Below are 23,633 nucleotides of genomic sequence, written 5' to 3' on the forward strand. Positions count from 1 at the left end.
GTTGGTGATGTAACCTCGAACGGTTCCGTCAACGCGAATGCCACGGCGGGCGATGCCAGCTTTGGCGCAGTCGATGCTGCCAATGATATCACCATCTCGGCAACCGGCACACCGACATTGGCCAACGCGATCAGCGGCGGCAACACCAGCATCACCGGGGCATCGGTCACTCTCGCCAATGGTTCCATCGGCGGCAACCTGACCCTCAACGCCACCGCTGGCGATGTCGATGGCAATGGCACCGTCACCGTCGGTGGCGGCATCGATCTGGATGCCACGGGCGCTGTCGGCTTTGGCAGCCTTGAAGCGCAGGGCGGATCGTTCACTGTAGATGCCGGTAGCGGAATCACCTTTGCGGGCGCGACCAGCAGCGACTTTATCACCATGAACGCAGCCGGTGCGGTCAACGGCGGCGATCTGACCGCGACCAATGCGCTCAACCTGACCGGCGGCAATATCGCCATCGGCGAAGCCAGCGCTGCCAATATCGCATTCTCCAGTGGCAATGATATCCTGTTGTCGACCATGACCGCCGGAAACGGCAATATTGGTCTTGATGCGCAGGGTTCCATCGATGTTGATCATGCGGAAGCAAGCGGTAACTTCACGGCAAACGCGCTGGGCAACATATCCACTGGCCTGAATTCGATCATCACTGGTGGCGATATCGTCATCAACGCGGCAGATGTGGTTGATCTCGGCAATTCGTCCGCCGGTGGTTTGATTGACGTTACCGGAAGCCAGATCGACTATGTATCGCTGCTGGCAGGCAATTCCATCGATCTTGCCGTCCAATTCACACCGAACACCGTCGCCGGAACCGGCAATATCAATGGCGGTGATGCGACCACGACGACGGGAGCGATTGGTGTAACCACAGCGTTCGGATCGATAATTCTCAGCGGCACAACAAACGCCGCATCAACGCTAACCGTCAATGCATCAGGGAGCTCTTCCGTTGCCAACGCGATCAGCGGCGCCAACACCAGCATTACCGGTGCATCGGTCACTTTCGCCAACGGAAGTATCGGCGGCAACCTGACCGTCAACGCCACGGCTGGCGATATCGATGGCAATGGCACCCTCACCGCCGGTCGCGATATCGATCTCGATGCCACGGGCACTATCGGTTTCGCCTCGCTGACCACAACGGGTACGGTAACGGCAGACGCGGGCGGCAATATTTCTTTCGCCTCTGCAACTGGCGATAGCGTTCGGTTCAACGCGGGCGGCAATATCGCTGGCGGCGATGTTGATGTTTCGACCGATACACTGTCAAGCAACATAGCTGTGCTGAACGCCGGCGGAAGCGTCACTGCCGGAACGATCAATGCCGTGGACGGGATCGATGTCGATGGCAGCGGCGCGGTTGTTGTCGATGCCCTGATCGGCGGATTTACCGACATACTGACCACCGGCTCCGTTGATATTACCAGTGCCAATACCCTGCGTCTGGCGGCACAGGGCAGCAGCATATCGCTCGGCACTGCCAATATCACCAGCAACGCATTAGCAGCGAGCGGCGCATTGCTATTGACCTCGACGATCGGCGGAATCGGGATTACCGATGCCACAACCGCACGGGCGACTACACTCGATGCCGCTACCGATATCAACATCGGCAATTTGGCATCCGTTGGTGCCGTTGGTGCGACCGCCAGCGGCAATGTCCTACTGGGAACAACTTCTGGCGACAGCATAGTTGTCAATGCGGGTGCAGATATTAGCGGAGCAAGCGCGAGCGCTCCCACGGGCACTCTGTCCAGCAATGTCGTCAATTTGACCGCTGTCGGCGCGATAAATGTAGACACCATCATCGCCTTTAATGACGTCAACCTCGACGCCGGTCGAACGATTGACACGAATACCATTCAGGGTGCCTTTGTTGACTTAGCAGCTGGCGGACTGGTCACGATCGGAAGCGCCACAGGTACGCGCCTGGATGTGACAGGGACAGGTATTGACCTGGGCATAGCGAATATCACCAGCAATGCCTTTGCTGCGAGCGGTGTCATCAACCTTGATGCTGGCAGTGGCGCCGCGATCGTAGGAACCGCGAATTCCGCCAAGAACACATCGGTCACCGGAGCGTCAGTGACGCTTGATCAGGGAGATATTGCAGGGAATCTGGCGCTTAATGCCATAGCCGGGAATATTAACGGAACCGGCACGGTTACCGTAAGCGGCGGTATCGACCTTGATGCGACCGGCAGCATCGCCTTTGGCACTCTCGCAGCCCAGGGCGGATCGTTTGCAGTCAACGCTGGTGCCGACATCAACTTTGCTGCTGCAACCAGCAGCAATTTTATCACCATGACAGCAGCTGGCACCATCAGCGGAGGTGATTTATCCGCTACCAATGCGCTGACGCTCAACGGCGGCAATATTGCCATTGGCGATGCCAGCGCTGCCAATATCGACTTCACCAGCGACGCGGATATCCTGTTCAACGCCCTCACCTCGCCCAACGCCATTGCCCTGACCGCAGCCAATGGCACCATCGGCAAGAACGGCGGAAACGGTGACATCAATAGCGGCGGCAATGTGGATCTGACCGCCCAGGCATTTGCGGTTGGTGATGTAACCTCGAATGGCTCGGTAAACGCGAATGCCACGGCTGGCGATGCGAGCTTTGGCACAGTTAACGCGGCTAACGATATCACCATCTCGGCAACCGGCACGCCAACACTGACCAATGCGATCAGCGGCGGCAACACCAGCATCACCGGGGCATCGGTAACCCTCGCCAACGGAAGTATCGGCGGCAGCCTGACCCTCAACGCCACCGCTGGCGATGTCGATGGCAATGGCACCGTCACCGTCGGTGGCGGCATTGATCTGGATGCCACTGGCGCTGTCGGCTTTGGCAGCCTCGAAGCGCAGGGCGGATCGTTCACTGTAGATGCCGGTAGCGGAATCACCTTCGCGGGCGCGACCAGCAGCGACTTCATCACCATGAACGCAGGCGGCGCTATCAACGGCGGCGATTTATCCGCCACCAATGCGCTCAACCTGACCGGCGGCAATATCGCCATCGGTGATGCGAGCGCCGCCAATATCAACTTCACCAGCGGCTCAAACATCCTGTTCAATGCCCTAACCTCACCCAACGCCATTGCGTTGACTGCAACCAATGGCACGATCGGCAAGAACAGCGGGGCCGGTGATATTAACAGCGGCGGCAATGTGGATCTGACCGCCCAGGCATTTGCGGTTGGTGATGTAACCTCGAACGGTTCCGTCAACGCGAATGCCACGGCGGGCGATGCCAGCTTTGGCGCAGTCGATGCGGCCAATGACATCACCATCTCGGCAACCGGCACACCAACACTGGCCAATGCGATCAGCGGCGGCGACACCAGCATCACCGGTGCATCGGTCACTCTCGCCAACGGAAGTATCGGCGGCAGCCTGACCCTCAACGCCACCGCTGGCGATGTCGATGGCAATGGCACCGTCACCGTCGGTGGCGGCATCGATCTGAACGCCACCGGTGACATCGGTTTTGGCGATCTGGATGCGCAAGGCGGCACCTTCACCGTCGACGCCGGCGGCAATATCAATTTCACGAGCGCTACGAGCAGCAATAACATGACGATGAGCGCTGGTGGTGGCCTATCGGGCGGGTCTGCGACAGCGGCTTCGTCTCTCACGATGGATGCGGGCGGGCTGGTTGAACTCGATGCTGTGACCAGCGACGAAGCGCTGTTCGTCAACGGCGCGGGCGGTATCATTATCGACAATGTCACCGGCGGTTCCGTATTGTTCGATTCCGGCTCGGCTGGAATGTTGCTCGATGTGGTCACGGGCTCCGCGTCCATCGGGCTGACCGGCGGCAATATCAGTTTCGGCACGGCAACCGGCGGTAATATCACGATTGATGCCACCACGATCGCCTTCGATACCGCGATTGGCAGCGATATTGATCTGACCAGCAGCGGCCCAATCGACTTCACCTCAATCGATGCCTCCGGCACCGTCGATATCGACGCGACAACCGGCATTCCGACCGGGGCTCTGACGGGTGGCGATATCAATGCCGGCGGTGCGGTAACGATAGCCACCAATCGCGACATTCTTCTCGACACTGTCACCGGCGGTGCAAATGTCCGGATCACGACAAATGGCAACACGGGCATAACGGTAGGATCGCTCGACAGCGGCACCAACGTCATTGTCCGGTCGCAGGGTGCCTTTGTCGCGGACAAAGTGAATGCAGCGAAAACGGGTCAGGGACAGGTCAATATCCGCGCGGCCAACGGGATCGGGGTGCGCGATCTGTCCGGCAATGATATTTTCCTGACCGCTTCAAATGGCCTGGTCAATGTGACCAATAATGTCGACGTCACCAACATCCTGATCGCCTCGGGCGAGGCGGTTTCCATTGTCACGCAGCAGGATATGGCTGTCCGCGCCGATGCGACCAACGGTGATATCGGCCTCTCGTCGGCAGCTAATCTTGATGTGCAGGGTGCACAGGCAACCGGTAATATCGTCATCGCAGCGGGTGGCTCGGCGACCGTCAACGACACATATCAGATACCAGGCTCCGCTCCGGTCAGCTTCATTAGCCCGCAAAATACGGTTGCGACCGGCGGCAACATAACGATCAGCGCCAGCGATAACGTACTCATCAACAGCCTGGTGGACGCGGCCAATGCGCTGCAGATCACCGCAGGCGGTTTGATCGACATCCAGGCGGAGGTTGTGGGCAGCACCATCCGCACGGTCAGCTCCGACATGAACATCGGTACGATTGGCAGTCTTGGCCGAACCGATGTGACCAACGACATCCAGATATTCACCGATGGCACAACGCAGATGATATTGGGTGGCGGCACCGATCTGGGTGGCAATTTCACCCTCGACAACGCCGAATTCAGCCGGATTCAGTCGGGTGGCAATCTCACGATTACCGTCGTACCGACGGGCATCGGCGGATTTGATATGCAGATACAGGACCTTGATGTTTATGTGGCTATCAACACCAGCGGCCCGCAATCGGCCAATATCGGCATTGGCAACAGCCTCAATCTGGTAGCCGGACAGTCAATCTCTGTGTCGGGGGTCGTCAATGTCTTTGACGCCAATCTGGATTCCAGCCTCACTTTCACCGCTGGCCAGGATATGTTTATCGACGCTGCCAGCGGCCTCATCCGGATGAACGACATCAACGAATCCATCGAGGGTAGTGGCAGGCTCGCGATCAACGCGGCAAATGTCTATGCGATGACCAGCCAGGCACTGACTGACATTGCCGGCCTGGACACGGCGGCTATCGACACAAGACTGGCCGAAAATGACGGGATCAACCGGCCCGATGGCTTGATCCAGGCTGACAATGTCGAGTTCGTGGTGCTCGATAATCTGCTTGTGCAGAATACGGTCAGCGGGACTGATTTCGCGGATCGTCGCGGTCTGAATGTTGGCTCGCTGTTGATCGCCGGGCCCTCTACAGGCAATGCCAACATCGTGCTGAACGGCGTTGTTGGCGGCGCAACCGGCCTGGACACCATCCCTGCCACCAATATTGCGATAGGGTTCGATCCCGCGTCGACCATCAACGGCTGCGTGATCAACAATCCCGCGAGCTGCGCGCCGACGCCAACTCCCACCCCTACTCCAACTCCAACTCCAACACCAACGCCGACGCCCACTCCAACTCCAACTCCAACGCCAACCCCTACCCCGACGCCAACTCCCACGCCGACTCCGACTCCGACGCCAACTCCGGAACCGACGCCAGAGCCGACGTTGCCGGAAAGCGATGATCCGGTTCAGGACGTGATTGAAGAAGAGGTGACACCGGAAAAATATGAGGCTGATCCGTTTGCTTCGAACATAATCGAGATCAAGGACAATGAGGATCGTACAGAAGAGCCGCTGATCGATGAACCGGTTACCGGTGCCGGCAATGACGACCTCTGGACAACCGGACAGGATTGCGCGCGCGATGACACAGGAAAATGCGAGCAGGAAGAGAAAGAGGAAGAGTCCCTGCCGGCAGAATGACATCGGCAATCAATTGATGTGTTGACCTGTTGCGCGGAAAGCCATTAGGCGATGGCGGATGAATGACACCGCCGCGCAACCGCTAAAACTGTTCAACAGCCTCACTCGCCAGATGGAGGAATTTACTCCTGTCCATCCAGGCGAAGCGCGGGTCTATACCTGTGGGCCGACCGTCTATAATTTCCAGCATATCGGCAATATGCGCGCCTATATTTTCGCCGATCTGCTCGGCCGGACGCTCAACTGGAAGGGTTACAAACTCACCCATGTCATCAACATCACCGATGTCGGCCACCTGACCTCCGACGCCGATGCCGGCGATGACAAGATGGAAAAGGCCGCAGCCAAGGCCGGGAAATCGGCTTGGGATATCGCGAAATATTATACCGATGCCTATTGGCTGGATATTGACCGGCTCAATATCCGTCAGCCTGCGAAATGGGCGATCGCCACCGACCATGTCGAAGAGATGATCGCCTTTGCCAAAAGCATCGCCGACAAACATTGCTACGAACTGGAAAGCGGTCTCTATTTCGACGTCAGCACGGTGCCGGATTATGGTCGGCTCGCCGGAATGCAAAGCGACGATATCGAGGGCCGGATCGAGGCGGTCGAGGGCAAGCGCCACCCGCAGGATTTCGCAATATGGCGCAAGACGCCCGCTGGAGAAACCCGCCAGATGGAATGGGACAGTCCCTGGGGCAAGGGCGCACCCGGCTGGCATCTGGAATGCTCGCAGATGAGCATCAAATATCTCGGCGAACGGTTCGACATCCACACCGGCGGCATCGACCATCGCGAGATTCACCACCCCAACGAAATTGCCCAGAACCAGGCGCACAACTGCTCCGAACACAGCGGCGCCAATATCTGGATGCACAATAATTTCCTGATTGACCGGGCCGGCAAGATGTCAAAATCAAGCGGCGACTTCCTGCGCCTGCAGGTGCTGGTCGACAAGGGAATCCATCCCCTCGCCTACCGCCTGATGTGCCTGCAGGCACATTATCGCAGCGAGCTGGAATTCACCTGGGAAAATCTGGTTGCGGCGCTCACTCGCCTGAAACGGATCGTAATGGGTGTAGAAAAAATGCGGGCCAAAGATAACCCGTCTATATTAGACGTAGAGAATGCCATAGCATCAACGATGATGCGGTTTGAGGAAGCTATTTCCGATGACCTCAATACCAGCGTTGCTTTAACCCAGATGGAACGGACCATCACCGCTAGCATTGGCCGGAGCACAGCCGAAGAAATGCTACGCGAAATGGATACCGTTCTCGGCCTCAATGTTCTTAATCTGGCTCGTACAGACCTGCGCTTGGCTCCAAAATCCGCCTCGATCAGCGAAGAAGAAATCGAGGAAAAGCTCGACCAGCGCCAGCAAGCCAAATCGGAAAAAGATTTCGCCACCGCGGATACCATCCGCGACGAACTCATCGCCCAGGGCGTGGAATTGATGGACGGTGATGCGCTTCGCTGGGACTGGAAGATAGACGTATAAACTGCTTTTCGTGTGGAACCCGGCGCAGTTCGGGGATCGACAAAGCAATGCCTGGACCAGAACGGCAATGCCGTTTTTGACGGGATCAAATTTTTTAGGAGGCCGAACAACATGACCACGAAACCCAAAGCCGCCATGGCATCTCTCGTCCGTCCAATGATCGAGCCGCATTGTGACGATCTCGACGTCACCTGGTTCACCAGCACCGAAGAAGCAATGGAAGTCGCGCCGCATGCCGAGATCGGCTGGTTCGACATGTATGACAAGGACAAGATGGCGCAGATCATCTCCGCTGCCACCAACCTCAAATGGCTCAACAGCATCTATGCGGGCGTCGAACATTTTCCGCTCGAGCAGTTGAAGCAGCAAGGTACGATCCTGACCAACGGCGCCGGCCTAAACAGCGCTCCAATTGCCGAATTTGCCGTCATGATGATGCTGTCCGCGGCCAAGCGCAGCGATATCATCATGGACAACCAGCGCCAGCATAACTGGCTGGAAACGCCGCCGGGCACCGCGGAGATTGACGACAGCAAAGCGCTGATCATCGGCTATGGCGGGATCGGCCAGCAGATCGCGAAGAAGCTCTCCGGCTTTGACGTCGAGGTAACCGCGGTACGGCGCACGCCGACAGGCGAACCCAATGTCATCGGCCTCGACGACTGGCGGGACCGGCTCGGCGAATTTGACTGGGTCTTCGTGTCCGCCCCGGCCACCAGCGACACCAAACATCTGATCGGCGCCGACGAATTCGCCGCGATGAAGGACTCCGCCTGGCTGGTCAATGTCGCGCGCGGCTCTCTGGTCGATCAGGACGCGCTGCTCGCCGCGCTCAAGGACAAGGCGATCGGCGGCGCCGCACTCGACGTCACCGATCCCGAGCCCCTGCCCGCCGATCATCCGCTCTGGGATGCGCCCAATTGCATCATCACCATGCACCTGTCCGGTGTAGCGCAAACCCGCATGTTTCAGCGCGCGGCAGCCCGCTTTGTCGAAAATCTGAAACACTATCGAAACGGCGAGAAGATGATCGCCGTCGCCGACTTTGATCGCGGATATTGAGGGGGTGACACCTCGTCTGTTTTGACTTATCAACCAAGAACATAGGGGTAGAGTGAGTCTCGTTTCTGAGGGGGATTGAGGGTCATTGGGGTCGTTGCCATTTACTCGCGCAAACGCTGGTCACCACGATCAGGGAAGGACCCACATGACCAAAGCATCCGATCTTTTCGTAGAATGTCTTGAAAACGAAGGCGTTGAATATCTGTTCGGCGTCCCCGGCGAAGAAAATCTCGACATGCTGGACAGTCTGTCCCGCTCCACCAAAATCAAACTCATTTTGACCCGTCATGAACAGGGTGCCGGCTTCATGGCCGCCACTTATGGTCGCCATACCGGAAAGACCGGCGTGTGCATGGCGACATTGGGTCCCGGCGCGACCAATCTTGTGACAGCAGCGGCCTATGCCCAGTTGGGCGGCATGCCAATCCTGATGGTCACCGGCCAGAAGCCGATCAAGAAATCCAAACAGGGCCGCTTCCAGATCCTCGACGTCGTCGACATGATGGGCCCGATCACCAAATTCACTCACCAGTTGGCCTCGGCCGATAATATCCCGAGCCGCGTACGCGAAGCGATCCGCCTTGCCGAGGAAGAGAAGCCCGGCGCCACGCATATTGAATTTCCCGAAGACGTGGCCGACGAAGAAACCGACTCCACGCCGATCACGCCCAGCCTGACCCGCCGCCCAGTTGCCGAGGCAAAGGCGGTGCGCGCAGCGACCAAGAAAATCGAGAGCGCCAAGTCGCCCATTCTGGTGATCGGCGGCGGTGCCAACCGGACCATAACCGGTCGGATGCTCACCCAGTTTATCGAAAAGACCGGCATCCCCTTTGTCACGACCCAGCTCGGCAAGGGCGTGGTCGATGAGACGCACAAGGAATTCATGGGCTGCGCCGCGCTGTCTGCGAACGATTTTGTCCACCGCGCGATCGAATCCGCGGACCTGATCATCAACGTCGGGCACGACGTGATCGAAAAACCGCCCTTCTTCATGGCGACCGGCAGCACCGAAGTCATTCACGTCTCGATGAACAGCGCCGAGGTCGATCCCGTCTATTTCCCGCAGATCGAAGTGATCGGCGATATCGGCAACGCCATCTGGCAGATGAAAGAAGACATCGTTCCGTCCGGCAGCTGGAATTTCGATGCGATGTACAAGGCCCGCAAGGCCGAGGAAGAGCATACCGCTTCGATGGACGACGATATGCGCTTCCCGATCTATCCGCCGCATCTGGTGAAAGAGGTGCGCGAAGCGATGCCTGCCGACGGTATCATCTGTCTGGACAATGGCGTCTATAAGATCTGGTTTGCCCGCAATTACAAGGCGCGTCAGCCGAACACGGTCCTGCTCGACAACGCGCTGGCGACAATGGGCGCCGGCCTGCCTTCGGCCATGGCATCCGCCATGGTCTATCCCGATCGCAAAGTTATGGCGATATGCGGCGATGGCGGGTTTATGATGAACAGCCAGGAAATGGAAACCGCCGTGCGGTTGAAGCTGAATATCACCGTGCTGGTGCTCAACGACAACAGCTACGGCATGATCCGCTGGAAACAGGCAAATATGGGCTTTGAGGACTGGGGCCTGACCTATGGCAATCCTGATTTTGTCAAATATGCCGAGGCCTATGGTGCGAACGGTCACCGCGTAACAAGCGCGCAGGATCTGAAAGAAACGATCGACAAATGCCTCAACAGCGAAGGCGTCCATTTGATCGATTGTCCTGTCGACTATTCCGATAATGATCGCATTTTGAACCACGAGATCAAGGAACTCAGCGCGAAGGTGTGAGTAAGGCCATTATGACCAAGCTAAAAGACGTTTATCCGCTGTATCTGAACAACGAGGCGGTGCAGCCGAACACCGACCTGGAAGTCACCGACAAATATACCAATGAAGTCGCATTCCGGACCGCTTTAGCAACGCCCGATGTTATCGAGGAAGCGATAGCAGGTGCTGTCGCCGCCACCGAACCGATGGCCGCAATGGCCAGCTACGAACGCCAAAATGTGCTGCAACATTGTGTTGACCGGTTCAAGGAGCGGTTTGACGAACTGGCCTATTCGCTGTGCGTCGAAGCGGGCAAGCCGATCAAGGACGCAGAAGGCGAAACCACGCGGCTGATCGACACGTTCCGGATTGCCGCCGAAGAGTCGGTGCGCAACTATGGTGAGGTCCAGCCGCTCGATATTTCAGCGCGCGCCAAAGGCTATATGGGCATGTGGAAACGCGTTCCCATCGGCCCGTGCAGTTTCATTTCACCGTTCAATTTTCCGCTCAATCTGGCAGCGCACAAGGTCGCACCGGCGATCGCGGTGGGCTGCCCGTTCGTGATGAAACCGGCCAGCAAAACGCCGCTCGGTGCGATCATAATGGGCGAGATATTGGCAGAAACCGATCTGCCGAAAGGCGCCTTCTCGATTTTACCCGCAAGTCGGGATGGCGCCGATTTGTTCACCGTCGACGAGCGGCTGAAACTGCTCTCCTTCACGGGATCCCCTGGGGTCGGCTGGGATCTGAAATCCAAAGCTGGCAAGAAAAAGGTGGTGCTTGAACTGGGCGGCAACGCCGCTGTCGTCGTCGATCATGACGCAGATCTTGATGATGCTCTGGAACGCATCGTTTTCGGTGCATTTTATCAGTCGGGCCAAAGCTGCATCGGCGTACAACGGATCATCGTTCATGAAAGCATCTACGACCAATTCAAGGACATGCTGGTCGCAAAGACCAAAAGTTTGGTCGCCGGCGATCCAAAGGAACGCGACACGTTCATTGGCCCGATGATCTCCGAAGGGGAAGCCAAACGCCTGCACGGCTGGATCGAAAGCGCTGTAGACGGCGGCGCAACACTGCTGTGCGGCGGCAACCGCGAAGGCAATATGCTAGAAGCTACATTGCTGGAAAATGTCGACACGCAAGCGGACGCCTATCGCGAAGAAGCATTCGGACCACTCGCCCTGCTCTCCAAGTTCAGCGATTTCGGTGCGGCCATGGACGAAGTCAATGACAGCAAATTTGGTCTGCAGGCCGGTATCTTCACACGTGATCTGTTCAAGACGCTCGATGCATGGGATGAACTGGACGTTGGCGGCGTGGTGATCAACGACGTACCATCTTATCGGGTCGACAACATGCCTTATGGCGGCGTCAAGGATAGCGGTCTGGGCCGGGAAGGCATCCGGTTCGCGATGGAGGACATGACCGAAATTCGCAATTTGGTCATTCGGCGGAAGCCTGGCTAGACGTACAGACCGCCGTCCAGCAAACCGACCAGCTTTCGGCTCGGCATTGACCCAATCAGCAAGGTATCGACAAGCCGTCGGTCCAAGGTGCTTGTGCCAAATTCGGTTGCATAGACCTTCCGCCCTCTGACTTCGTGCCGAATCGCGCACATGTATCTTGGCCTGATGAGCACGAGCGTTGCCGATGCGCCACATAATGCTTTGCCTGCCGCGCAACCACAGCAACAAGGCCCTAAAAAATAAAAGAAATCGGGCTATTTTGGGTTGCAAAGAGCAGCGGTTGGACGATAGGTAGCCATATCGCTATAGTGATGGGCAACCTATGACATTATAGGATAAAGCAAGGGTCGCGTCGTGCTGAATGAGGGGACCGGTTTTCGAACCGGATTGGGCAACGATGCAAACGAAGAAAAAATTTTCGTGGGTACCAGGCTGGCCGACGCTGGCCGCTAGCCTATTCTGCTCGGCTCTCGTCGGCATGGCCCTGTTTATTTCAACCATGGCAAGCCCCGCGCCGGTAGAGGCTGCAACCGACAGGGCCGGGGGCACTTATCTCGGTGTCGCAACCTGTGGCGGCACCACTTGCCACGGGCGTCAGGAAGCCGACGGCGAAATTGTCCGGCAAGACGAAATCATGCGCTGGCAGGAAGAATCGACACCGGGCGGCGCTCATAGTCGCGCTTTCCGTGTCCTCCGCGAACCGCGCAGCATTGCGATTGCGAAACGCCTCGGCATAAAGGACGCCGCTTCTTCGTCGGAATGCCTTGGCTGCCACAGCACCGCCGCCGCGAGCAAAGGCCCCCGGTTCCAGCTCAACGATGGTGTCGGCTGCGAATCGTGCCACGGACCATCGTCAGGCTGGCTGTCCAGCCACTATGCGGTGGGCGCCAATCATGCTCGCAACGTTTCAAACGGACTGATTCCGCTCGACAATCCCAAGGCCCGAGCCAGCGTATGTCTGGATTGTCACTTCGGCAGCGCCAAAAAGGGCCAGTTTGTCGATCACCGGATCATGGCTGCGGGTCATCCGCGCATATCGTTCGAGATGGACCTTTTCTCGACCCTGCAACAGCATCATGATGAAGATGTCGATTATATTCGCCGCAAGGGCCGCACCAACAGCGTTCAGTTCTGGGCCGTTGGTCAGGCGATGGCGCTGGAGCGCTCGCTGAACCTGTTCACCAAGCCCGCGATCGCCACGGAAGGCCTGTTCCCGGAATTTTATTTTTACGACTGTCACAGCTGCCACCGGCGGATCTACGATGACGCCTCTGCGCGCCCGACGTCCGTCGACAATCCCGGACGCCCTATTCCGGAAGGCATGCCGCCTTATAACGACGAGAATATGATCATGCTGAGTGCTGCGATCAAAGTCGCTGCACCGGATATCGCCGGTGAATTCGACAGTCGCTCGAAGGCATTTCATGCCGCGATGGCGCAGGGCCGTGGCCCGGCCGTCGAAGAAGCCAGCCGGTTGCGGCAATATGCCACGCAATTGGCGGATCGCTTCTCGCGCGCCAGCTTCGGCCGGGACCAGACGTTCCAGATCATGGAAACCATTGCCGGCCAGGCGATATCACCACGCTTCACCGATTATGAGGGCAGCGTCCAGGCCGTCATGGCAATCGACACGCTGCTAAACGGATTGGTCAACAGTGGCCAGGTCAGCGAGAGAGCCGCTGCCAGCCTGCGTGGACAAATCAATGTCGCTTATGCCGCAGTGGCCGAACCGAACGCTTATGAACCGCTGAAATTTCGCCGGGCACTCGGTACAGCCGTGCGGACGATACGGTCGCTCAGATAGGGATATAGGTGATGCGCAAACCCTTTTTCACATCTGCGATTTCTGCGGCCGCGCTGCTACTCACCTCTTGTGGCGGCGGCGGGGGCAGCAACGATTTTGGCGGCACCCCTTCGCCGTCGCCAGCCCCGACACCAACGCCAACTCCGCCACCAACGGGAACGGGTGGTGCCTTTACTGCGCCGGCGCAGCGCTCTTTAACAGTAACCGACGTCCAGACCATCATTGCCCAGGCGGTTGGTGAAGCGCAGGCCCGCAACCTCCCCTCCGTCATTGCGGTCGTCGACCGGGTCGGCAATGTGCTGGCCGTGTTTGACATGAACGGCTCGAACAATGGATCGAGCGAGATCACGATCAGCAACCGTCAGATTGGTGGCCTCGCCGGACCGTCAGAAACGATCGGACTGCAGGGCCAGAAAGTTCCTGCCGCAGCCGCTGCGATCGCCAAGGCTGTGACGGGCGCCTATCTGTCCAGCGGCGGGAATGCTTTTTCCAGCCGGACAGCCAGCCAGATCGCACAAGAACATTTCCCGCCAGCGCCGACGACGGCTGGTCTGGAAAGCGGGCCCCTCTTTGGCGTACAATTCAGCCAGCTCCCCTGCTCAGACCTGTCCCAGCGATTCAACGCGATGGGCGGTGCGGGATCATTGATCGGTCCGAAACGGTCGCCGCTCGGTCTCGCCGCCGATCCGGGCGGCTTCCCGCTCTATAAAGACGGCGTCGTCGTCGGCGGCATCGGCGTCATGGGCGATGGCGACTATTCGTTTGATCCCAATATTCTCGATATAGATGTCAACGATGAAGAAGCGGTCGCCCTGGCTGGAATCCAGGGATTTGCACCGCCCGCCTCGATTACCGCGAACCGCATATCGGTCGACGGCACATCGCTTCGATTCAGCGACATGGTGGTGTCGGACCTGTCGCCCCTGCAAAGCAATTTTGCCGCGATCAACAATAGTGTTGGCAAGCTTTTGGCCGTAACCGGCTATACCAGCGGTTCGATCATCGCCGGCACGGCCTATGGCACGGAAGCGTCCGGCATACGCGCTTCGTCGCCATCGGAATTTGCCAACCGCGACGCTTTCGTACTGACCGACGGCAGCGGTACGAACCGCTACCCAATCCGCGGAGGCACCGATGCTGCTGCGGTGACCACGCCGCTGACCGCAACGGAAGTCCGAGCGATTCTGGAAGAGGCCTTTCTAATCTTCAGCAGGGCCAGAGCACAGATTCGCCGGCCTCTGGACAGCCGGATGCAGGCAACGGTCAGCGTGGTCGATACCCATGGCCAGATTCTGGGCATCGTGCGCACGCCGGATGGTCCGATTTTTGGAACCGACGTATCGCTGCAAAAGGCAAGAACAGCGGCATTTTTCTCTAACACCGTCGCCGGTCAGCAATTGCTCGCGACGCCGGCTTTCCCGCCTTTTGCGAATGTCCCCGGCTATGTTCAGCGCGTCCGCAATTTTCTGGGGGATGCCAATGCCCTGACCGGAACGGCGGCCTTTGCGGACCGGTCGGGCGGCAATCTGTCCCGCCCCTATTTTCCGGACGGCGAGATCGGGCGTCCGCCCGGCCCGCTATCGGTCGAGCAGTCGGCGAGATTCAGCCCCTTTGCGGTCGGCTTGCAACTCGATCTCGTGTTTCCCAATATCGTGACTCATGTTGGCTTTGTCCGGTCTGGCGGTGCCACGCCCGATACCGCACAGCGCTGCACCCAATTACCACCGATACCGGGGACCGGCGGTCAGGTGCGTCTCTCCAACGGCATTCAGATTTTCCCCGGCAGTGTGCCGATTTATCGCGGTGACAAGCTGATCGGCGGCATCGGTGTCTCCGGCGATGGCATCGATCAGGACGATATGGCCAGCTTCCTCGGCCTGCACAACGCCGGCCAGCGGGTTGGCGGGATCGGCAACGCACCGAAGTCGATCCGGGCGGACAATATTGTCGTCAATCTCGGCAATGCCAATGTCCGGCTGCGCTATGTGAATTGCCCTTTCGCACCGTTCCTGGATACGAACACCCAAAATGTCTGCGAGGGGCTGTAGGACAGATGGCGGGACTGGCGACCTCTTTTGTACCGATGCTGGCGGTGATGTCCGGACAGGCAGAGCAATTGGACGCGCAGCAGCTATCTGTCGCTGACATGGAAGCCTCTCTGACAGCCCTGCTCGCCGGTCAAATATTTTACCAAAAACGGGAAAAAATTGCCGGTTTTGGTGACAAAATGGGCATGGGCGGCCCCGATCCGGACCTCGAATCGGAAGAAATGGTCGAACAAACAGCAGACGGCGCAGAAAACGCAAAAGATGCTTCCACTTCTTCCACTTCCGCACCCTCGGAAGGGCCCGATCCAGCGCAACCAGATGTCGAGGCTCTCAGCGCCGATGACGCCCTGATCGATGGCCGCCGCCGTCCCGGTGTGCAACAGGAGCTGCCGGATCGCGTAACCCAGAACAATCCCGGTGCCATCAGCGCCCCGCCGCCGGAAGCGTTCCCGACCGATGAATTCCCGGTCCCCGATCGCTGGCGCATCATGCAAAGCCTTTGCCCTGCCAAGGGCGGAGATCAGGCGATTTACACGCTATTTGGTGCCTTGCGGAACAACTGCCATTCCACGCTCAATCCCTATAATCAGAACGTCCTCAAGGGCGACAAGCCGATCCCGGCGGACAAAAAACCCGACTTTCTCAAGGGCGACGACTGGTTCTTTGTCGCCAACCTGATTTCGGACACCGTCATCGAACCGCGCAGTTTTCCCATTCCCGTCGGCGTCCAGACCACCGAGCGCCCGAACAGCATCAACGTGTTCGGACGCTCCGGTTCGGAAGTCTACGCCCAGACCTTCATTACCGGCTTCGCCCTGATCAAGGGATCGACCGCCTACAAGCCGCCAGACGTCGAATATCGGCTGACGTTAGCGACCCAGGTCAATCATGTGAATGTACCGGAACGGCGGGTATTGTTCGTCGAACCGTCCAAATCCTCTCACCGCACCGACTGGTTCGTCGGCGTTCAGGAGGCGTTTTTCGATTACCATATCCGCAACACCTCGGCGCGCTATGATTTCGACAGCTTCCGCATCGGAATCCAGCCCATGCAGGCGGATTTCCGCGGTTTTCTGTTTCAGGACAACCAGCTCGGCTTCCGCCTGTTCGGCACCCGCGATAACAACCGGATCCAGTATAATCTCGGCGCTTTTGTACAGCTGGAAAAAGACACCAACTCCGGCCTCAACGACATCACCCAGACCCCGCGCGAAAGCTATATTTTCTTCGCCAATCTCTATCGGCAGGACCTGCCCTTTGTCGGTCTCACCAGCCAGTTCAGCCTGACCTACAATATGAACCGCGAAAAGTCGGATATCGAGATTGACGACAACGGCTTTCCGGTGCGGCCGGCACTGCTCGGTGACCTGAGGGGCCGCGCCTATGATGTCGTCTATCCGGGTTATGCCTTTGATGGCCGGATCGGACGGATCAATCTTACCGGTCAGGTATACGGCGCCTTTGGCGAAGACCGGAACAGCTTCTTCACCAGCGAGCCAGCCAAGATCGCGGCCTATTTTGGTGCGGTGGAAGCCAGCTATGACGTCGACTTCCTGCGTTTCCGCGCTTCTGGTCTATTCGCCAGCGGAGACGGCAATCCCTATAACAATACCGAAGCGGGCTTTGATTCCATTTTCGAGAATCCGATTTTTGCCGGGGCCGACACCAGCTACTGGATTCGCCAGACCATCCCCTTTGCCGGAGGCGGCAGGGTGATTTCGATCAACGGTCGCAACGGTATCCTGAATTCGCTCCGTTCTTCCAAGGAACAGGGCCAAAGCAATTTCAACAATCCCGGTACGATATTGACCGGCGTCGGGGTCGATGCCGACCTGACGCCCGAGTTCAGGCTGTCCGCCAACGCAAACCATCTCTGGTTTCACAAGACCGAAAGCCTCGAAGCGTTGCGGGTTGAAGGTTCTATACCGAAGGATATCGGCTGGGATCTTTCCATGGCAGCGATCTATCGCCCGAAAGCGACTCAAAACATGGTTTTCCGTCTGTCGGGCGCCGCGTTATTGCCTGGCAAGGGGTTTAAGGACTTGTTCGATCAAACAGACAATCGGGATTTCCACTATTCGATCCTGCTCAACGCGATATTGGCTTTCTGATGGGTTGGCGCGACATCATAACCAATCACGGCAAATTGCTCCTCTCCGGCATGGCCGCTTTGGCGCTTACCATAACCCCGGCGTCCTTGCTGCTCGCCGCAGGGAAAGAGAAACCGCAAAAGATTGATTATAGCTTCACGCCCCCTGCCCCGCAGAATCAGACCTGGGACGAAGCACAAACCAAAAGCAGCGGGTGCCAGACCTGCCACACGGGTACCGACCAAAAGACGATGCATGAGACCCCAGCCGTAGTCTTGGGCTGTGTGGATTGTCACGGCGGCGACGCTTCGGTGGTCGGTGACAATGCCTGGGGAAAGAATAGCCTCGCCTATATGAATGCGCTCAAAAAAGCGCATGTTCTGCCAAAATATCCGGAAAGCTGGCACTGGCCCTCGTCTGCCAATCCGAAGCGGAGCTATGCGCTTCTAAACGCGGAAGCGCCCGAATTTATACGCTTTGTGAATCCTTCGGATTATCGCGTTGCGCGCGAATCCTGCGGTGCCTGCCATATGGAAATTATCGAGGCTTCGGAGCGCTCCCTGATGGCAACGGGCGCGATGTTATGGGGTGGGGCTGCCTATAATAACGGCATCGTGCCGTTCAAAAATTACGTATTTGGCGAGGCCTATACGCGCAAGGGCGAGCCCGCGACGGTCAAATCACCCGGCAATCCCCATGGTTCAGTGACCGATGCGCAGAAAAACCGTGGGGCGCTGCCGATCCTTTACCCCCTGCCAACCTGGCACACGGTGCCGCCGGCCGATATTTTCCGCGTATTCGAGCGCGGTGGCCGCAATATCAACACCCAATTCCCCGAAATCGGGCTGCCGAATATCGGCGGCATCATTCAACGACTGGAAGAGCCGGGCCGTCCCGATCTCAAGCAGTCAAACCGCGGCCCCGGAACCGGCCTGCGCGTCGCCATCCCGGTGCTCAATATCCACAAGACCCGGCTCAACGATCCGTTCATGTGGTTCATGGGCACCAATGACCAGCCCGGCGATTATCGGCAGTCGGGCTGCGCCGGCTGTCACGTCGTCTACGCCAATGACCGCGAGCCACGACACAGTTCGATCTGGGCGAAATACGGCCGCGATGGCCAGACCCAAACTGTGGACCCCACCATACGCAATCTGAAAGAGGGCGAACACCGGTTTGGCAGCTATGGCACCTACGACGCCTCCCACGGTGCCAAGGGTGGACACGGCGAAACCGCGAAACCCGATGCAGCGGCACATGGCAATGACGAGGGCCATGGCGACGACCACGCGGGTGAGATAGACCCCGCAAAGCGCGAAAAAGGACACCCGATCCAGCACGCCTTCACGCGCGCCATCCCGACCGCTCAGTGCATGAACTGCCACATGCATCAGCCCAATATCTTCCTGAACAGCTATCTCGGCTACACGATGTGGGATTATGAATCGGATGCGCCCTATATGTGGCCGGGCCCAGACAACAAGACGCCAAAGCCGGAGGGCATGAGCGACGAGGAATATCAGAAGAAATACAAGCAGCAGAAATATCCGACGGCGGCGGAAGTACGGGCCGTACTGGACCGCAATCCGGAAGGCGCCTCGCCCAAAGGGCTGTGGGCCGATATCGACTTTCTGCGTAATGTCTATGATCTCAACGCCGAAACCAAGGACACGCAATTTGCCGATTATCATGGACACGGCTGGAATTTCCGGGCGATCTTGAAGCGTGACCGCGACGGCAATCTGCTCGATGCAGAAGGCAATCAGGCGACCTATAGTACCGACACGGACAATATCGTCGCCAATGATGATCCGGAAAAATTCCGCAAGCAAGGGGAAGGCAAGTTCGTCGAGCCGGGGATTAATCCGGGCAAATCCGTTCATATGATGAGCATCCATGCGGAAGTCGGAATGCAATGTGCCGACTGCCATTTCGCCCAGGACAGCCACGGCAATGGTCTGATCTATGGCGAAGTTGCCAACGCAGTCGAAATCAGTTGCAAGGACTGTCACGGCACCGCCGATGCCTATCCGACATTGATGACCAGCAATCTCGCAGCACGGCCAAAGGGCAAAAACCTTGCATTGCTTCGCAACGCAAATGGCGTACGGAGGTTCGAATGGTTCAAGGACCCGAATGGGGCGCGCGTGTTGATTCAGCGCTCAATCGTCGATCCGGAGCTCAGTTGGAGAGTGAGCCTGGTCAAGAATAGCGTTGATCGTTCCCATCCCGACTTCAACCTCAAGGCAGCACGGGCGAAGCTCATGTCGAAAACCGGTGCAGAAACGGGCAAATATGTCTTTGGGAGCGGCATTCCGAAAGAGGAGCGAGCGCATAAAGACGAAAATATGGTCTGCTTCACCTGCCATCTCAGCTGGACGACAAGCTGCGGCGGCTGCCATTTGCCAATTGAAGCGAACTGGCAGGCGGAAAGCCACAAATATGAAGGCGGTACTACCCGGAACTATGCAACCTACAATCCCCAGGTCGCCCGCGATCAGATGTTCCAGCTGGGCCGGCACCAGACAAGCAAAGGCAATGTCATCGCGCCGGTACGGTCAACCTCGGCCTTGGTCCTGTCCTCGACAAATATCAACCGCGAGCGCATCTACGTGCAGCAGCCACCAATATCCGGAATCGGTTTTTCGTCGCAGGCCTTCGCTCCACACTTCCCACATACCGTGCGTAAAACGGAAACAAAACAATGCTCCGATTGTCACGTAAGCGCAGCCAACGACAATAATGCGATCATGGCGCAAACGCTCCTGCAGGGAACCAATTTCGTCAACTTCATCGGACTCCACGCCTGGGTCGGTCTCGAAAAAGGCTTCGAAGCGGTCCGCGTAACGGAATGGGATGAACCGCAGGCAGTGATTGGCTCCTATCTCCAAAAATATGCCTATCCGGACTATTGGCGTATGCATGTTGAAGATAATGATCGCGAACTGATCGACTGGGTGCGTGGCGAGCGCCTCGACAAAAACTTGTCCGGCGAGACCAAAGCGCTCGAAGAATTCAAGAATGTTGTTCAGGGAACCAGTGATGCCGTCCGCTGTCTGCAACTGCGCGGCGAATATATGTTCGTTGCAGAAGGAAAAGGCGGATTCCGAGCCTATGATGTAGCTTCCATCGGTAACAAGGGCTTCTCGGAACGGATCGTGAAGGCACCATTCTCATCGCTCGGTCATGACACTCACGTCGATACTAAGAATGCGACCTGCATGGCACTGGCCACCAACCAACCGATCGCTCCATTGCGCAACACGAAGGAATTGCGCGAGGTCAATCAGGAACAGGCGTTCCATCCGATCTACAATTATGCCGTAATCACCGACAGCGAAGAAGGTCTGATCCTGGTCAATATCAACACCCTCGCCGACGGCGAATTCCGCAACAACTTCTTCAAGCGCAGCCTGACCTGGAACGAAGGCGGCGTACTGGATGGCGCGCGCCATATCACGCTTGCTGGTCATATTGCCTATATCACCACGGCACGGGGCCTGACGGTAATCGATCTGGAAGAGCCGCTAAAACCTCGACATCTCGTCACGATCCCGATGAACGACGCCCGTGCCTCGGCATTACAATTCCGCTATCTCTGGGTTACCGATGCCGACGGCGTGAAGCTTTTCAACGTTACACAGATGGAAAAGCCTGTGGCGGTCCCGTCAGGCACGATTCCCTTGCGCAACGCCCGGCGTCTCTATTTGGCCCGCACCTACGCCTATATCGCGGCCAAGGAGGAAGGTCTGGTCATCGCGAATATCACCCGGCCTGAATCACCGACGGTCTACCTGAAAGAAACGTTTGGCGGCAAGATGAACGACGCCGAGGATGTGATCGTCGGGTCCACCAATGCCACCCTATTTGCCTATGTCGCGGACGGCCGCAACGGGTTGAAGGTGATCCAGCTAACCACGCCCGATAGCCAGAAGAACTATTATGGTTTTTCCCCCGCACCCAAACCGGAACTGATTGCCTTTGCCCGCACGCCGAAGCCGGCGCTCGCCTTGTCCAAGGGTCTGGATCGTGACCGCGCCGTGGATGAGACCGGCGGACAGATCGCGGTGTTCGGACGGCTTGGGTCTCGTCCATTTACCCGCAGCGAGATGCAACGCTTCTATCTGAACAGCAAGGGATCCCCTTATTTCGTCAGGGATGAGCCGGACTTGGCCGACTGGATCGGGCCGGTGCCAAAGATGCTCGCCAAGCCATAAAACGAGCGGGGGCCGGCCTACCAGGTAGCACCGACCCCCTGTCCCCCAATACGCTACTCGGGGGAATGACTGACCCTGCTCTGTTGAGCGCAGGGCTATAAGTTAATTTGTTTAAAGTGCGATGGCGCTAGCAGTTGCTGTCGATCGCCCGACCAGCCAACGCGCCGACTGCGCCGCCAATGATCGTTCCTTCAGTCTTGTCACCGCGACGCGCGACCTCGTTCCCGAGCAGACCACCAGCGATGGCACCGATGATGGTGCCGCCAGTACCACGGTCACAACCGCGGTAGCGGCGATCACTATAATAGCGATCATTATAGTAGCGTCTGTTGCTGTAACGACGCTGATCTCTGTAATGCCTGCGATCCCGATAGCGATCACCCCGATAGATATCGCCACGTCGATATTCGCGATATCCGTTTCCCCGGACTTGCTGGTAGTAGCCGCTATCATAATAGCCGCCCCTTGCCTCTGCTGGTGCAGCAAAAGCCATTGTTGCAACCGCTGCGCTTGAAATTGCCAGACTTCCCAAAATTTTATTGATCATTTTTCTACTCCAGATGGCTTCTTTGAAAACCGAATCAATTGCTACCCAACGAGTATCTGTTTACGGGCGCCGGCTTGACCAGATACTGAATAGAAATTTTATCTAAGGTTCATATTGAACGCGCTTTTTATGAATGCGGTTTCCAGCCACATCGGTACTAGCGTTTTAACCCATTGCCGACCTACCGCCCGTCCGATAGCGACGAAAGAATATTAAAAAGAGGATCAGCGATGAAATTGACCGGCAAGACAGCAGCTATAACGGGCGGTACAGCGGGGATCGGGCGCGGGATTGCCGAGGCATTTTTGGCGGAGGGCGCGAATGTTGCGTTGTTTGCGCGGAATGCGGAAAAAGGTGCCAAAGTTGTTGCGGATATGGATGTTGGGGATCGGGCGCTGTTTGTCGCGGGGGACGTGATGGAGCAGGATCAGGTTGAGGGATTTGTCGACCGGACGGTGGAGCATTTTGGCTCTATTGACATTCTTGTTAATAATGCAGGCGGTGCCGGCGATCTGGCGCCGCTGGCCGACCTGACCGACGAAGCCTTTGATATGGCTATGAAATGGAATATCTATTCGACCTTCTGGGCGACCCGCCGGGCGCTGAAACCGATGATCGCGCAGCAATGGGGCCGGGTTATCAATATCAGCTCGACCGAAGGCAAGATGGGCAAACCGACCTTCGCGCCCTACACGATCGCCAAGCACGGCATCATCGGCATGACCAAAGCGGTGGCCCACGAAGTTGGCACATCCGGCGTCACGGTCAACTCGATCTGCCCCGGCCTGATCCTGACCGACCTGATCATGGATAGCGGCCCGGCGACCGCAGAGGGCATGGGCATGACCTTTGACGAGATGATCGACATGTTCTCACAGGAAAGCGCGCTGAAACGCCCCGGAAAAGTCGAGGAAGTTGCAGCGATGGCGGTGCTACTCGCTTCGGAAGCGGGTGCCGGCATCACCGGAGCCGCCCTGAGTGTGGATGGCGGCACGGCCCAATATTAACGGGCACCGCCCGGTCACGGTCGATCGCCGGCCAGTGGCAACTTAATCAGGCAACACTTGGTTTCCGTGGCAGATCCTGGCCGGTCAGCAGCGGATAAC

Annotated in this window: 11 protein-coding genes; 10 read left to right on the top strand and 1 reads right to left on the bottom strand. The window is 57.7% G+C overall.

What is annotated here, in order from left to right:
• The first annotated feature begins 1,526 nt into the window (after nucleotides 1-1,526).
• From ACN0WW_RS06215 to ACN0WW_RS06255, 9 genes are all read left to right on the top strand, one after another.
• Nucleotides 1,527-1,727: a hypothetical protein gene (locus ACN0WW_RS06215; RefSeq protein ID WP_417611099.1), complete on the top strand. Its 201-nt coding sequence runs from the start codon at nucleotides 1,527-1,529 to the stop codon at nucleotides 1,725-1,727.
• 4,343 nt (nucleotides 1,728-6,070) lie between these two features.
• Nucleotides 6,071-7,516, top strand: coding sequence for a cysteine--tRNA ligase (cysS, locus tag ACN0WW_RS06220; protein WP_417610518.1), 1,446 nt, complete (start codon nucleotides 6,071-6,073; stop codon nucleotides 7,514-7,516).
• Between the two features lie 111 nt (nucleotides 7,517-7,627).
• The gene (locus ACN0WW_RS06225) at nucleotides 7,628-8,578 is read left to right on the top strand and encodes a D-2-hydroxyacid dehydrogenase (protein WP_417610520.1); all 951 of its coding nucleotides are present in this window, start codon (nucleotides 7,628-7,630) and stop codon (nucleotides 8,576-8,578) included.
• A 145-nt stretch (nucleotides 8,579-8,723) separates the two neighbouring features.
• Nucleotides 8,724-10,370 carry an acetolactate synthase large subunit gene (locus tag ACN0WW_RS06230; RefSeq protein ID WP_417610522.1) on the top strand — a complete coding sequence of 549 codons (1,647 nt, stop codon included), beginning with the start codon at nucleotides 8,724-8,726 and terminating at the stop codon, nucleotides 10,368-10,370.
• A gap of 11 nt (nucleotides 10,371-10,381) precedes the next feature.
• Nucleotides 10,382-11,821 carry an aldehyde dehydrogenase family protein gene (locus tag ACN0WW_RS06235; protein WP_417610524.1) on the top strand — a complete coding sequence of 480 codons (1,440 nt, stop codon included), beginning with the start codon at nucleotides 10,382-10,384 and terminating at the stop codon, nucleotides 11,819-11,821.
• 478 nt (nucleotides 11,822-12,299) lie between these two features.
• Nucleotides 12,300-13,625 carry a multiheme c-type cytochrome gene (locus tag ACN0WW_RS06240; RefSeq protein WP_417611101.1) on the top strand — a complete coding sequence of 442 codons (1,326 nt, stop codon included), beginning with the start codon at nucleotides 12,300-12,302 and terminating at the stop codon, nucleotides 13,623-13,625.
• Nucleotides 13,626-13,636: 11 nt separating this feature from the next.
• Nucleotides 13,637-15,673, top strand: a complete 2,037-nt coding sequence (locus tag ACN0WW_RS06245; protein ID WP_417610526.1) for a heme-binding protein — start codon at nucleotides 13,637-13,639, stop codon at nucleotides 15,671-15,673.
• Between the two features lie 221 nt (nucleotides 15,674-15,894).
• Complete coding sequence (locus ACN0WW_RS06250; RefSeq protein ID WP_417611103.1) at nucleotides 15,895-17,784, top strand: hypothetical protein; 1,890 nt, start codon at nucleotides 15,895-15,897, stop codon at nucleotides 17,782-17,784.
• A complete protein-coding gene (locus ACN0WW_RS06255; RefSeq protein ID WP_417610528.1) occupies nucleotides 17,784-21,980 on the top strand; it encodes a hypothetical protein in 4,197 nt (1,398 codons plus the stop codon). The genes ACN0WW_RS06250 and ACN0WW_RS06255 overlap by 1 nt, the downstream gene beginning before the upstream one ends.
• Nucleotides 21,981-22,107: 127 nt before the next feature.
• Here the strand turns inward: ACN0WW_RS06255 and ACN0WW_RS06260 are convergent, their stop codons facing one another.
• The gene (locus tag ACN0WW_RS06260; RefSeq protein WP_417610530.1) at nucleotides 22,108-22,527 is read right to left on the bottom strand and encodes a glycine zipper 2TM domain-containing protein; all 420 of its coding nucleotides are present in this window, start codon (nucleotides 22,525-22,527) and stop codon (nucleotides 22,108-22,110) included.
• Between the two features lie 230 nt (nucleotides 22,528-22,757).
• Between ACN0WW_RS06260 and ACN0WW_RS06265 the strand changes: the two genes are divergently transcribed.
• Nucleotides 22,758-23,534, top strand: coding sequence for an SDR family NAD(P)-dependent oxidoreductase (locus ACN0WW_RS06265; RefSeq protein ID WP_417610532.1), 777 nt, complete (start codon nucleotides 22,758-22,760; stop codon nucleotides 23,532-23,534).
• The last annotated feature ends 99 nt before the right edge of the window (nucleotides 23,535-23,633 follow it).

This window comes from Parasphingorhabdus sp. (genome assembly GCF_048269865.1).
Lineage (GTDB): Bacteria > Pseudomonadota > Alphaproteobacteria > Sphingomonadales > Sphingomonadaceae > Parasphingorhabdus.